10 protein-coding genes are annotated in these 13,384 nt (G+C 71.9%); 2 read left to right on the top strand and 8 right to left on the bottom strand.

All coding sequences use genetic code 11. From position 1 onward, the window contains the following. Positions 1–5: 5 nt before the first annotated feature. From LPA41_RS26990 to kdpF, 4 genes are read right to left on the bottom strand one after another with little or no spacing between them, the layout of a single operon-like run. On the bottom strand, positions 6–848 hold the full coding sequence (locus LPA41_RS26990; protein WP_229073693.1) for a potassium-transporting ATPase subunit C: 843 nt from the start codon (positions 846–848) through the stop codon (positions 6–8). 6 nt (positions 849–854) lie between these two features. After that, positions 855–2,972: a potassium-transporting ATPase subunit KdpB gene (gene kdpB, locus LPA41_RS26985; protein ID WP_229073739.1), complete on the bottom strand. Its 2,118-nt coding sequence runs from the start codon at positions 2,970–2,972 to the stop codon at positions 855–857. Positions 2,973–3,022: 50 nt separating this feature from the next. Continuing rightward, on the bottom strand, positions 3,023–4,669 hold the full coding sequence (kdpA, locus tag LPA41_RS26980) for a potassium-transporting ATPase subunit KdpA (protein ID WP_229073692.1): 1,647 nt from the start codon (positions 4,667–4,669) through the stop codon (positions 3,023–3,025). Further along, positions 4,669–4,758 carry a K(+)-transporting ATPase subunit F gene (gene kdpF, locus LPA41_RS26975; protein ID WP_229073691.1) on the bottom strand — a complete coding sequence of 30 codons (90 nt, stop codon included), beginning with the start codon at positions 4,756–4,758 and terminating at the stop codon, positions 4,669–4,671. The genes kdpA and kdpF overlap by 1 nt, the downstream gene beginning before the upstream one ends. Before the next feature lie 312 nt (positions 4,759–5,070). Between kdpF and LPA41_RS26970 the strand changes: the two genes are divergently transcribed. Beyond that, positions 5,071–6,102 carry a hypothetical protein gene (locus LPA41_RS26970; protein ID WP_229073690.1) on the top strand — a complete coding sequence of 344 codons (1,032 nt, stop codon included), beginning with the start codon at positions 5,071–5,073 and terminating at the stop codon, positions 6,100–6,102. 4 nt (positions 6,103–6,106) lie between these two features. Here the strand turns inward: LPA41_RS26970 and LPA41_RS26965 are convergent, their stop codons facing one another. From LPA41_RS26965 to LPA41_RS26950, 4 genes are all read right to left on the bottom strand, one after another. Then, positions 6,107–7,345, bottom strand: a complete 1,239-nt coding sequence (locus tag LPA41_RS26965; protein WP_308036619.1) for an SLC13 family permease — start codon at positions 7,343–7,345, stop codon at positions 6,107–6,109. A 96-nt stretch (positions 7,346–7,441) separates the two neighbouring features. After that, entirely contained in the window at positions 7,442–8,737 is a 1,296-nt protein-coding gene (locus tag LPA41_RS26960; protein WP_229073689.1) for a hemolysin family protein, read from the bottom strand. Between the two features lie 246 nt (positions 8,738–8,983). Beyond that, complete coding sequence (locus tag LPA41_RS26955; RefSeq protein WP_229073688.1) at positions 8,984–10,855, bottom strand: PAS domain S-box protein; 1,872 nt, start codon at positions 10,853–10,855, stop codon at positions 8,984–8,986. 77 nt (positions 10,856–10,932) lie between these two features. Then, positions 10,933–11,460, bottom strand: coding sequence for a TetR/AcrR family transcriptional regulator (locus LPA41_RS26950; protein WP_229073687.1), 528 nt, complete (start codon positions 11,458–11,460; stop codon positions 10,933–10,935). A gap of 478 nt (positions 11,461–11,938) precedes the next feature. Here LPA41_RS26950 and LPA41_RS26945 point away from each other — a divergent pair, with 478 nt between their 5' ends. Further along, entirely contained in the window at positions 11,939–13,309 is a 1,371-nt protein-coding gene (locus LPA41_RS26945; RefSeq protein ID WP_229073686.1) for a serine/threonine-protein kinase, read from the top strand. Positions 13,310–13,384: the final 75 nt, after the last annotated feature.

Raw genomic sequence — 13,384 nt, 5'->3', positions numbered from 1 at the left:
CGGCCCTACCGGCCGTCCAGCGCCAGGTTCAGCTCGAGCACGTTCACCGCCGGCTGACCGAGGAAGCCCAGTGCCCGGCCGTCGGTGTGCGCCGCGATCAGCTCACGCACCCGGCCGAGGTCGATCCCGCGTTCCCGGGCCACCCGCGGCGCCTGCAACGCGGCGTACGCCGGGCTGATGTGCGGGTCCAGCCCGCTGCCGCTCGCCGTCACCGCGTCCGCCGGCACCGCCGGTTCGGCCGGTGCGCCGCCCCGGATCGGCGTGATCACGCCGCCGAGGGCCCGGTAGTCCTCGCCCACCCGGGCCGCCTCGACGGTGACGCCCTCATACCGCGCGAGGAACGGGGTCCCGGTCTGGTTCACCGAGACCACCCGGGTGACCGGGCCGGTGAACCCGTCGCGGCGGAAGACCGCCAGGACCGCGCCCACGCCGTCGGCGGTGCAGTAGGGCCGGCCGCCGTCGACCCCCTCCAGCTCGCCGATCGCCCGGCTGCGCGCGCAGACCTGGGTGAGCAGGCTGGGCGACGCGTCGTCCGGGTCGTCCGCCAGGACGTCGACGACGCTCTCCGGGCCGAGGTTGCTGGCCCCGGTCGCGTCCGGGTCGTACCCGCCGGCCGACGGCCGGCTCTGGAAGTACTCCGGCACCGGGTTGCCGGCCGCGTCGGTGAAGGACTGGCCGATGAGGAGGCTGCCGGACGACACGAGCGACCCGGCCGCCCGGTCGGACATTCCGGGGATCTTCCCGGCGCCCACGAAGAGCAGCGGGTACGCGAGACCGAGCAGGACGGTGAACAGCAGCAGCGCACGCAGCGCCGCGAGGTGCTGGCTGAGCCAGGAAGGCAGTCGCATGACGGATCAGATCCCCGGGATGAACTGGATGAGCAGGTCGATGAGCTTGATGCCGAGGAACGGCGCGAGCACGCCGCCCAGGCCGTAGATCCAAAGGTTGCGGCGCAGCAGCGCGCTCGCCGACGACGGCCGGTAGCGCACCCCGCGCAGCGCCAGCGGGATCAGGACGACGATCACCAGGGCGTTGAAGATGACGGCGGACAGGATCGCCGAGCCCGGCGAGTGCAGCCGCATGACGTTGAGGGTGTCCAGGCCCGGGTGGACCGCCGCGAACATGGCCGGGATGATCGCGAAGTACTTCGCGATGTCGTTGGCGATCGAGAACGTCGTCAGCGCGCCCCGGGTGATCAGCAACTGCTTGCCGATCTCCACGATCTCGATCAGCTTGGTCGGGTCCGAGTCGAGGTCGACCATGTTGCCGGCCTCCTTCGCGGCCGACGTGCCGGTGTTCATCGCGACGCCGACGTCCGCCTGGGCCAGCGCCGGTGCGTCGTTGGTGCCGTCACCGGTCATCGCGACCAGCCGGCCACCCTGCTGCTCCGTGCGGATCAGGGCGAGCTTGTCCTCCGGGGTGGCCTCGGCGAGGAAGTCGTCGACACCCGCCTCGGCGGCGATCGCGGCCGCGGTGCGCGGGTTGTCACCGGTGATCATCACGGTCCGGATGCCCATCCGGCGCATCTCGTCGAAGCGGGCCCGCATCCCGGACTTGACCACGTCCTTCAGGTGGATCACGCCGAGCACCCGGTTGTTCTCGGCCACCACCAGCGGGGTACCGCCCGCCGCGCTGATCCGGTCGACGATCGCGTCCACCTCGGCGCTCGACGTGCCCACCCACGTGATCACCGCGGCCGCCGCGCCCTTGCGGATCCGGCGCACGCCCGCCGCACCGGCACCGGACTCCGTGCCGTCGAGGTCGACGCCACTCATCCGGGTCTGCGCGGTGAACGGTACGAACGTCGCACCGGCCGTCAGCCCCGCCTCGCGCTCCCGGATGCCGTAGGCCGTCCTGGCCAGCGCCACCACGGACCGCCCCTCCGGCGTCTCGTCGGCCAGGCTGGAGAGTTGCGCGGCGTCGGCGAGATCTTCCGGATCAACCCCCTCGACGGGTACGAACTCAGCAGCCTGCCGGTTCCCCAGAGTGATCGTGCCGGTCTTGTCGAGCAGCAGCGTGTTCACGTCACCGGCCGCCTCGACCGCACGGCCACTCATCGCCAGCACGTTGCGCTGCACCAGGCGGTCCATGCCGGCGATGCCGATCGCCGAGAGCAGCGCGCCGATCGTGGTCGGGATCAGGCAGACCAGCAGCGAGACCAACACGATCCCGGTGACGCCGTTCCCGTCGATCGCCGCGGTGTCCGGCGCCGCCGCCTGGTACGCCTTCGAGAAGATCGCAAGCGGCTGGAGCGTCACCACCGCGAGCAGGAAGATCACGGTGAGCGCCGCGAGCAGGATGTTCAGGGCGATCTCGTTCGGCGTCTTCTGCCGGTTCGCGCCCTCCACCAGGGCGATCATCCGGTCCACGAAGCTGTCGCCGGGGCGCTGGGTGATCCGGACGACGATCCGGTCGCTGAGCACCTTCGTGCCACCGGTGACGGCCGACCGGTCGCCGCCGGACTCCCGGATCACCGGGGCCGACTCACCGGTGATCGCCGACTCGTCGACGCTGGCGATGCCCTCGATCACGTCGCCGTCGCCGGGGATCACCTGACCGGCCTCGACGATCACCACGTCGCCCTGCTTGAGCTCGGTGGCCGAGATCTCCCGGCCGTCACCCAGGATCGCGACGGTGTCCTGCTTGGCGGCTCGCAGCGCGGCGGCCTGTGCCTTGCCGCGTCCCTCGGCGACCGCCTCGGCCAGGTTCGCGAAGAGCACGGTGAGCCAGAGCCACACCGTGATCAGCCAGGCGAACAGGCTGGGTCCGGCGATCGACAGGACGGTGGTGAAGACCGCGCCGACCTCGACGATGAACATGACCGGGTTGCGCCACATGACGCGCGGGTCGAGCTTGCGGGCCGCGTCCGGCAGCGAGCGCCACAGCTGCGCCGGGTCCAGCAGGCCGGCCTTGACCGGCGTGGCCGCCGACCGCGGGTCCACCTCGATGAGTTCTTCCAGCGCGACGTTCATCGCGGTGCCTTCCTCGTCTCGCTTCGCGTTGCCGACAGTGCTGCCGCGCCTCATGACAGGCCCTCCGCGAGCGGGCCGAGGGCCAGGGCCGGGAGGAACGTGAGTGCCACCAGCACCACGGTCACGCCGGCGACCATGCCGACGAACAGCGGCTGGTGTGTCGGCAGCGTGCCCTCCGACGCGGGGACCGGCTGCTGCCGGGCCAGCGAACCGGCCAGCGCGAGAACCAGGATCAGTGGCAGGAAACGGCCCAGCAGCATGGCCAGGCCCAGGGCGATGTCCCACCACGGGGTGTTCACCGTGATGCCGGCGAAGGCGGAACCGTTGTTGTTGGCGGCGCTGGTGAAGGCGTACAGCACCTCGGAGAGGCCGTGCGGCCCGCTGTTGAGCGCCGTCGCGTTGTTGCCGGTGGCGAACGCGGCAGCGGTGCCGGCAAGGACCAGGATTGGGGTGACCAGGAAGTAGAGCGACGCCAGCTTCATCTCCCGCGCGCCGATCTTCTTGCCCAGGTACTCCGGGGTCCGGCCGACCATCAGGCCGGCCACGAAAACCGTGATCACGGCGAGGATCAGCAGGCCGTAGAGGCCGGAGCCGGCACCGCCCGGCGCGACCTCGCCGAGCATCATGTTGACGAGCGGCATCATGCCGCCGAGCGCGGTGTAGGAGTCGTGGAACGAGTTCACCGCGCCGGTGGACGTGAGCGTGGTGACCGCCGCGAAGACCGCGGAGTTCGTCACCCCGTACCGCGTCTCCTTGCCCTCCATGGCCGCGCCCACCGCCTGCGGAACCGTCCCCGCGCCGTGGGTCTCGAAGGCGACCGTGAACGCGACGCTGCCGAGCGCCAGGATCGCCATCACCGCGACGATGGCGTAACCCTGCCGGTTCTGGCCCACCATCCGGCCGAATACCCGCGGCAGGCTGAACGGGATCAGCAGGATCAGGAACATCTGGAACCAGTTCGTCCACGTCGTCGGGTTCTCGAACGGGTGGGCCGAGTTGGCGTTGTAGAAGCCCCCGCCGTTGGTGCCGAGCAGCTTGATCGCCTCCTGCGAGGCGACCGGGCCGCCGGTGATGTGCTGCGCGCCGCCGGTCAGCGTGGTCACGTCGGTGCCGCCGGACAGGTTCTGCACGACGCCGCCGATCATCAGGACCAGCGCGGCCAGCGCGGCGACCGGCAGCAGGATGCGCAGGACGATCCGGGTCAGGTCGACCCAGAAGTTGCCGAGGGTGCTCGCCCGGCGCGCCGCGAAGCCGCGGATCAGCGCCACCGCGACAGCGATCCCGACCGCCGCCGAGACGAAGTTCTGCACGGCGAGACCGGCCATCTGCGCGAGGTGGCCCATCGTGGACTCACCGGAGTACGCCTGCCAGTTGGTGTTGGTCACGAAACTGACAGCGGTGTTCCAGGCGATGTGGCTCTCCACCGGGCTCATGCCCAGCGCCAGCCACAGTTTGTCCTGCACCCGCAGCAGCAGGTGGAGGAAGAGGACCGACACGGCGGAGAAGGCCAGCACCGACCGGGCGTAGACGCCCCAGCTCTGCCCGGCCGCGGCGTCCACGCCGACCGCCCGGTAGATCCCGCGTTCCGCGGCGCTGTGCCGCGTGCCGGTGACCACCCGGTACATGTGGTCGCCGACCGGCCGGTGCACCGCCACCAGCGCGGCGACGAGTGTCAGCACGAAGATCCAGCCGGCCATCAGAACTTCTCCGGGAAGAGCAGGGCGACCAGCAGCAGGACGGTCAGGGCGACCGCCACGACCAGGCCGGCCAGGTTGACGGCACTCATCAGCGTTCGACCGCCCGGATCAGCACGGTGAGTGCCGCGAACAGCACCACCGTGAGAACGACGAACCCGAGATCAGCCACGGGAGGACTCCTGTTCGAGGGGTTTTGCTTACCGGCGAAGCACATCTCGGCGGGGCCCCGGGTGACAGGTCTGTTCACACCATGCAGACGGCGCCGCCGGTGTTGTTGACGCGTTGTTGACGCCGGTCCGCGAACACGGGCACGATTCCGGGCCTGCGGGTGCGCGGTGGCGACCGTTACATTGACAGGCATGCCGCAGCGTGACGGTCCGTCCACTGTCGATTCACTCCCCGTGAGAATCCTGCGCCGACTGTCGTTCCTCCTCGCCGCCCTCGGCTTTCCGCTGCTCATCGCCCTGATCGTGTGGCATCGGCCCGGTCCGGGCTTCGACGACGTCGGCTCGGTGGCCGCGGTGCTGGGCTTCGCGGCGCTCGCCGTGGCCGTGTACCGGCTCGAGCTGGCTGCCGGCCATCGGCAGGCGCGGGCCGCCAAGGCAGCCCTCGACGAGTACGACGCCCGTCTGCCCCGGCTGCCGAAGCCCGGCGTGTCCCCGGTGGAGCTCGGCTATCTCGCCGAGGGTGAGCGGCGAAGTCTGCTGGTGACGGTCTTCCAACTGCGTCAGGCCGGCGCGCTGGCCCAGCGCGACGGGTTCACGTGGGGTGATTCGCGCCTGCAGCGGGCTTCCGGCCCGCTGCCGCCGGACGCGGACCCGATGGCCCGGGTGCTGCACGCCGCCGCGCAGAGGGAGCTCGACCTGGCGTCGCTGCACCGGGACGCCAACCGGCGGCCGGCCGGCCTGGGCGAGGCGATTCAGGCCGTCGTCGACCGCCTGGAGGCCGCCGGGCTGTACCACACGGTCGATATGAGCGACCGGTTCCCGCGGGGGCCGCATACCCACTGGCCGTTGCTTCTCGCCCTGCTCAGCTGGCCGGTCGCCGTGGCACTGGTCGCCACCGACGGGTGGGTTCCGGCGACGCTCGTGCTGCTGGTCCGCTACTACCTGGGCTACCGGACCATGGCCGGGGTGGTGTACATCGTCAACGCCCGCAGCGGCACATCCCCCGCTGGGGAGGCGACCGTCCAGGCGGCGCGGACCCGAGCGGCGGCGGGTGCGACCTCAGCGGCGGCGGCAGGTGCGGCGGCGGCAGGTGCGGGTGCGGGTGCAAATACAGGTGCAGGCGCAGCGTCGTCGGCGGCCGAGGCGGTGGCGTTGTTCGGCGAGGAGGTGCTCGCCACATACGACTCGTCGCTGGCGGACGTCGTCGCGAACGGCGATTTCGCCGAACGGCCCGTAGAGTTCTGGCCGGACTCCGGCGGTATCTGACCGCTCACGCACCGGACAGGTGCAGGCCCGCCCAGAGCGCGGTCACGGCGGCGACCAGGCCGACCGGGACCGTCAGCGCGCCGAGCGCCGCGAACTCGGAGGTCTTCGGGGCGGCGTCCCGGGTGTGCAGGATCCGCCGCCACAGCAGGGTCGCGAGCGAGCCCACGTAGGTCAGGTTCGGCCCGATGTTGACGCCGATCAGCACGGCCAGCAGCAGTCCCGGCGACGACGACACGGCCGGGAGCAGCACCAGCGTGGCCGGCAGGTTATTCAGCAGGTTGGCCAGGACCGCCGCCAGCACCGCGGCGCCGAGCAGGCTCAGCAGGTCGGTGTGCTGGGGCACCAGGCCGTCCACCCAGCCGCCGAGCCCGTTGTCCCGGACCGCGCGCACCACCACGCCCAGGGCCAGCACGAACGCGCAGAACGCCGGGTTCGCCTCGGCCAGCAGTTCCCGCGAGGCCAGGGCGCGGCGGCGCAGCAGCGGCACGGCCAGGGCGGCGGCGCCGGCGAACGCCACCCAGGCCGGTTCCACACCGAGGGGCTGCAGCCCGGCGAAGCCGAGCAGGGTGGCGGTCAGGACCGTGAGTGCGTAGCGCGGCGCCGGACCGGGCGGCGCCGGCTCCTTGGTGGCCGGGGTGCCCAGGTCGCGCGCGAAGAAGAACTGGAAGATCAGGAACTCGACCGCGATCACCGCGATCCAGGGCGCGGCCATCAGTGCCGCGAACCCGGCGAAGGTCAGGCCGCTGGCCGCGAACGCCAGCAGGTTCGTCAGGTTGGAGACCGGCAGCAGCAGCGACGCCGAGTTCGCCAGGTGGTTGCAGGCGTAGGCGTGCGGACGCGGCCGGACACCGGCGCGCGCCGCGACCGCGAAGACGACCGGGGTGAGCAGCACCACCGTGGCGTCCAGGCTGAGCACGGCGGTGGTCAGCGCGGCCGCGCCGAAGACCCCGCCGAGCAGCCGGCGGGGCCGTCCCCGGCCGGTCCGGGCCACGATCGCGCCGACGTAGCCGAACACGCCGTGCCGCTCCGCCGTGAACGCGAGCACCAGGACCGCTGCCAGGAAGGCCACGGTCGGTGCGAGTTCGCGTACCTCGGAGAGAGCCGCCGCCGGGGAGACCAGACCGGCCAGGACGACCAGCGCCGCCGCGGGCACCGCGGCGGCGGCCTCGGGAAGCCCGCGCGGCCGGACGACCGCGAAGGTGAGCACCGCACCGAGCAGCGCAAGCGCGATGATCATGGACACGTGCGCAGCGTAGGGCGGGTCCGACCGGCCCGCGACCGCACGTGATGTGTCCCGCACCGCATCCCCGCCCGGCCGGGCGGGGATGCGGTCTTGCGGTCAGACCGAGGCGTCCTCGGCCGCCGGCACCTCGGCCAGCGGGCGCAGCCGCAGCTTCGTGATGGCCCGCCCGGTGATCTCCACGACCTCGGCGGTGTGGCCGTCGATCACGACCTCCTCACCCGGTTCGGTGGGGATGTGGCCGAGCCGGGCCAGCACCAGGCCGGCGACGGTGGTGTAGTCCCCGGCGTCGACCTCCTCGAGGTCGACGCCGATGTCCGGCAGGTCGTGGATCGGGAAGGTGCCGGGCAGCAGCATCGACCCGTCGTCCTCGCGGACCACCGACTGCACGTCCCGGTCGGTCTCGTCGTAGATCTCGCCCACGACCTCCTCGACCAGGTCCTCCATCGTCACGATGCCGTCGATGGCGCCGCGCTCGTCCACGACCAGGGAGAACTGCTGGTGCTGGGCGCGCATCTGCCGCATCGCGTCGGACACCTTCAGCGTCTCCGGCAGGAAGAGCGGGTTGAACATGTGATCGCGCACCGGCCCCTCGGCGCCGATCAGGTCCCGCAGGTGGACCACGCCGAGCACGTCGTCCAGGCCCATCGTCCCGGTCACCGGCGCCCGGGAGTGCCCGCCGGCGACAAGCAGGTCCATGGCCTCGGCGGAGGGTGTCTCCGCCGGCAGGATCAGCACGTCGCGGCGGGGCACCAGGATCTCGCGCAGGATCCGGTCGGCGATCTCGAAGGCGCCGCTGATGATGGTGCGCTGCTCGGCGGTGAAGTCCTGCTGCTGCGCGACCATGTCGCGGATCTCCTCGGTGCTGACCTCCTCCCGCCCGGCGTTCGGGTCGCCACCGGAGAGCCGGACCACCAGATCGGTGGTCTTGCCCAGCAGCCAGATCACCGGCCGGCTCATCGTCGCGATGACGTCGAGCGGCCGGGCCACCACCATGGCCCAGCCCTCGGCGCGCTGCATCGCGATCCGCTTCGGCGCCAGCTCACCGACCACCAGGGTGAAGAACGTCAGCACGATCGTGACCAGGACGATCGCGACCGTTTCCGCCGCCGAGCCGAAGAAGCTCAGCGGCTTGATCAGCGGCTGCGCCAGCGAGACCGCCGCGGCCGCCGAGGCCAGGAAGCCGGCCAGCGTGATCCCGATCTGAATGGTCGCCAGGAACCGGTTCGGATCCCGCGCCAGCTTGGCCAGTGTCCGGCCGGTGCGTGACTGCTTCTCGAGGCGCTGCAACTGGCTCTCCCGCAGGGAGATCAGAGCCATCTCGCTGCCGGAGAAAGCGGCATTGAGCAGCACAAGCACTATGACAAGGACAACTTGCCATCCGTATCCGCCCACGGCGGAAATCAACTCCTTCGCTGTTTTCGCTTTCGCAAATGCGAAGTTCTCAGGCTACCGGTTCACCACACCCGCCGCCGCTGCCCGGCCCGCCCGGTACCCCGGACACCACCGCGGGAGCGATCGTCGAGCCCGGGCCCGGGTAGGTCCGGCTTATCACCGACGCGGTGGTGTTTCCCCCCGCGCAGACCCCGGAAACGCCTGCGACCCGGCCTGGCCGGCGGGCCCGTCAGGCCGGCGGGCCCGTCAGGCCGGTTCGGCGGCCAGGACGAACAGGGAGCCGCCGCCGGGGTTCGGTTCGTGGTGCACCTCGGCGTTGTTGGCGCGGGCCAGGTTCCGCACGATGTAGAGGCCCAGCCCGGTCCCCTTCACCGTGGACGCGGTGCCGCCGGCCCGGGTGAGGCGGTCGAAGAGGTGCGGGCGGAACTCCTCGGGTACGCCCGGCCCGTTGTCGGCCAGGCGGATGAGGACACGACCGGTCTCGGCGCGGATGTCGATGCCGGTGACGCCACCGGCGTACTTGGCGGCGTTGGACAGCAGGTTCACCAGGATCTGCTGGAGGTGGCCGGGATGGAACAGGATGTCGGCGTCGTCCCCGGTGACCGGGATGTGGGCGCTGCCGTCGGCCTCCAGGATCTGGTGCACCTCCGAGCGCAGGGAGATCGTCCGGCGTACCGCGTGAAGGTTGCCCGTGTCGATGGTGACCATGGCGAGCACCTCGCGGACGATGTCGTCCAGGCGCTGGGCGTGGCGGCCGATGACGGCCACCGCGTGGCCGTGCGGGGTGTCCTCGGCGAGTTCGTCGGCGAGCAGGTCGCTGTACCCGATGATGGCCGAGAGCGGGTTGCTGATCTCGTGGCCGAGCATCCCGATGATGTCGAGTTTGAGCTGGTCGGCCGTCTCGAGTTCGGCGTTGCGCTCGGCGAGGGCGGCGGCAGCCTGGTCACGGGCGCGTTCGGCGGCGCGGCGGGCGGAGATGTCGGTGCAGACGATGATCAGGTGCCGGGGACGGCCGTCGGGGTCCCGGACCACGGAGACGGTGGATTCCAGGTCGACCCAGCGGTCGTCGGCGTGGCGGACCCGCAGTTCCTGGATGTAGGAGTCGGCCTCGCCGGCGAAGAGCGCGGCGATCCGGTGGTGGGCTACGCGCCGGTCCTCGGGTCTCATCAGCTCCTCGTCGACGTTGCGGCCGACGAGATCCTCGGGGTGGCGGCCGACCATCGCGGCGAACGCCTTGTTCACCGCGATCAGGGTGCCGTCCAGGGCACGGATCACCTGGCCGGCGGCGGAGTCGGTGAACTGGGCCCGGAACCGCTGCTCGTTGAGGGCGAGGGCCTGCTCGGCGGCACGGGCCGCGGTGATATCGGTGTTGATCTCCAGCACCTGGGGTGGCCCGTCCGAGCCGGCGATGCGGTGCAGGACCTGACGGCTGAGGACGGTGAGTGTCCGGCCGGTCGCGGTGAGGTGCTGCACCTGACCTTCCCAGCGGCCGTCCCGGGTGAGGGCCTCGGTCTGCTCCGCGATCGACCCGTCGCCGGCGAATGTGGTGCCGAGCAGCCGGTGCGTCAGCTTGCCGCGGGCCGCCGAGCGGGACCAGCCGTAGAGCTCGCCGGCACCGTTGTTCCACCACTGGATCGTGCCGTCGAGGTCGCGCACGATGATCGCGGCCGGGATCAGCTCCAGCAGGATCGCCTGTCGCTGGAGGCGTTCCTCGGAGGCCCGCTGTGCCGAGGTGTCCCGCAGGAAGGCGTAGAAGTGCCGCTGCCCCCGCACCCAGGAGGGCCAGATGATCAGCTCGACGTCGATTCGCCGGCCGTCGCGGTGCAGGGCCGGCAGGTTCACCGGCTGGCCGATCACCACGGGGTGGCCGGTGGAGAGGTACCGCGCCATCCCGGCGGCGTGCGCCTCCCGGAGCTCCTCGGGGATCACCGTCTCGATCAGCGGCTTGCCGACGATCTCCTCGGACGGCCAGCCGAGCAGGGTGACGGCGGCCGGGTTCCACATGGTCACCAGCCCGGCCTCGTCGATCCCGACGAGGCCGGTCGGCCCGGTGGCGACGACCTGGCGGAGTCGCTCCAGTTCCGCCCGCTCGGCCGCGTCGACAGCTGGACTCCGCACGCCTCCCGAATCGGCAGGGCGGGCCCGGAATTGAGCGGAACCGGGTCGGGCCACCGCGGCGCACCGCGGCGGACCGGTCAGTCCCGGAAGACGCCGTCCAGGATGATCGCGATCGAGCGGCCCGGGTCGCCGTTCTTCTCGACCGCGCCCTGGACCATCGCGAACAGCAGGCCCAGGTCCTCCAGCTCCAGGTCGGGCCGCACCTCACCACGTTCCCGGGCCCGGCACAGCGGCACCGCGAACGCCGCGACGAGCCGCCGCAGGTAGCGGACCTGCATCGCCGGGTCGAGCCGGCCGGCCAGCCGGACCAGGCCGGGGTGCGCGGTCAGGGAATGCAGCGTCTCGCTGAGCAGGCGGCGGAAGTCTGTCTGCTCGGCTGCCGCTTCGAGCCGCTCCAGCTGGTAGGCGATGACCCCGGCGAGCAGGGTGTGCCGGTCGGCGAAGTGCCGGTAGAGGGTGGCCTGCCCGACTCCGGCACGGCGGGCGATCTCCGGCATCAGGGCGATCTCGCCGCTGCCGGTCAGCACCTCGCTCGCGGCTTCCAGGATGGCCGCACGGTTGCGCTGGGCGTCTCGTCTCCGCGTGGCCGGGGCTCCGTACAGCACCTCGTCCCCCTCTGCTACCGGCAACTGACGTTACTAGCCGGTAACGAGAATGTCACCAACGTCGAATTCTCGGAACGCGACGCGGTTCCGGCCGGTCGACATCACCCGCCGGACCGGCATCCCATCATGTGGACCTCCACAGAGGAATTTTCGGCTCACCGCGGGAGCGTGGGCACACCGGCGGCACCGGCGGTGAGCAGCGCGACACTCGGTACCGGCGCGGCGCACCGCCACCTACTCTGCTGGCGTGCCCACCCGCCGGCCGTACAGCCCGCTTCTCGCCGTGCCCGAGTTTGATTACAGTGAATAACCAGATGATTGCCCAGGGTCACCATCGGACGGGCCCCACACCCGTCCCCGGTCTCGGCCGAGCGATCGTCATCCCCGTGCTCCACCTGATATCCGACAGTCGCGCCACGGCTCCGGTTTAGTAGCGTCGACTGTGCCTTCTGTGAGCGTCCACAACCGAGGTGACGGCATGATTCCGGTGGGAGAGGTCGTCGCCGGGCGCTATCGGATCGTCCGCCCGCTGGCCGACGGCGGGATGAGCCGCGTCTGGCTCGCCACCGACGATCGGACCGGCACGCCCCGCGAGGTCGCCGTCAAGCACTGCACCATCCCCGAAGGTCTCGGGCCGGCACAGCGGGACGTGGTCCGCGAGTGGGCATACCCCGAGGCCAGGGCTGCCGCCCGGGTCCGGCACCGGCACCTGATACACACCCTCGAGGTCTGCCCCGACGGCGACGGTCACTGGATCGTCATGGAATACGTGCCGTCCCGCTCCCTGCAGGAGGTCGTCGAGAGCGACGGGCCACTGCCGGCCCAGCGGGTCGCCACGATCGGCCTCGCGCTGCTCGCCGCGCTGACCGCCGCGCACGGCTCCGGCGTGCTGCACCTCGACGTCAAACCCGGCAACGTGCTCATCGGCGACGACGACCGGGTGGTCCTGACCGATTTCGGTCCCGCCGTCACGACCGCCGGGATCGAAGCGTTCACCGACGCCGGCGTGGTGCTCGGCTCGCCGAAGTTCATCGCCCCGGAACGGCTCTTCGAGCACCGGTCCACGGTCGCGGCCGACCTGTGGTCACTCGGCGCGACGCTCTACCACGCGGTGGAGGGCCGCCCGCCGTACGTGCGGTCCAGCACCACCGCCGTGCTGCGCGCCCTCGCCGACAGCGACCCCGACCCGACCCGCCTCGCCGGGCCGCTCACCCCGATCCTCACCGGTCTGCTCCGCCGCGATCCGGCCGACCGGATGGGCGCCGCCGAGCTCGAGACGCGGCTCCGCCGGGTCGCCGGCATCAAACCGCCGCGCCGGGACGACCACTGGTGGACGCGGCTGCTGCCGCACCGCCGCGTGCCGGCGGCCGCCCGCGAGGCCACCGCCGCCGAACGCCTGGCCCAGGCCGCACCCGTCGTCCCCGCCCCGCGCGACCCCGGTCCGGCCGAGTCCGTGCCCGCGGACGCCGGCAACCCGCCCGGCTCCGGGAACCTGGCGGATGCCGGCACCCGGCCCGACTCCGGCGACCAGGCCGGCACCGGCAACGCGCTCGGCCGCTCGGTCGACGCGGCGGAACCCGGCCGGCCCTCGCTGCGGCACCGCCTGATCGCCGCCCTCGTGGTCGTCACCCTGCTCGCCCTGCTCACCGCCGTCACCGTCGGTACCCGTTCCAGCGGGGCACCGCCACCCGCCGCCCGGCCCGCCGCGGCCGCACAGCCCGCCACGGCCGCACCGGCCCTGCTCGGCCCGCTCGCGGACCCGTTCGCCCGGCCGGCCACGCTGCCCCGGACCGCCGCGGAAATCGGCACCTCCGCGCCCGGACCCGGCCGGACCGCCGACCGGAAATAGCTGTTCCGGCATGGTCGCCCCGGCGGATCGGTGACGGCGACCCTCAGCTCCGGCCGATGGACGCCGTTCGCCCGC

The sequence above is a fragment of the Actinoplanes sp. DH11 genome, assembly GCF_020873875.1.
Classification (GTDB): Bacteria; Actinomycetota; Actinomycetes; order Mycobacteriales; family Micromonosporaceae; genus Actinoplanes.
Note: the sequence above shows the minus strand (reverse complement) of the source record. Positions and strands in the feature narration are given on the sequence as shown.

What these genes read in the sequence shown, in the direction of transcription:
- LPA41_RS26945 (WP_229073686.1), top strand. Translation starts at nt 11,939, where the DNA reads ATGATTCCGGTGGGAGAGGTCGTCGCCGGGCGCTATCGGATCGTCCGC.
- kdpF (WP_229073691.1), bottom strand. Translation starts at nt 4,758, where the DNA reads ATGAGTGCCGTCAACCTGGCCGGCCTGGTCGTGGCGGTCGCCCTGACC.
- kdpA (WP_229073692.1), bottom strand. Translation starts at nt 4,669, where the DNA reads ATGGCCGGCTGGATCTTCGTGCTGACACTCGTCGCCGCGCTGGTGGCG.
- LPA41_RS26990 (WP_229073693.1), bottom strand. Translation starts at nt 848, where the DNA reads ATGCGACTGCCTTCCTGGCTCAGCCAGCACCTCGCGGCGCTGCGTGCG.
- kdpB (WP_229073739.1), bottom strand. Translation starts at nt 2,972, where the DNA reads ATGAACGTCGCGCTGGAAGAACTCATCGAGGTGGACCCGCGGTCGGCG.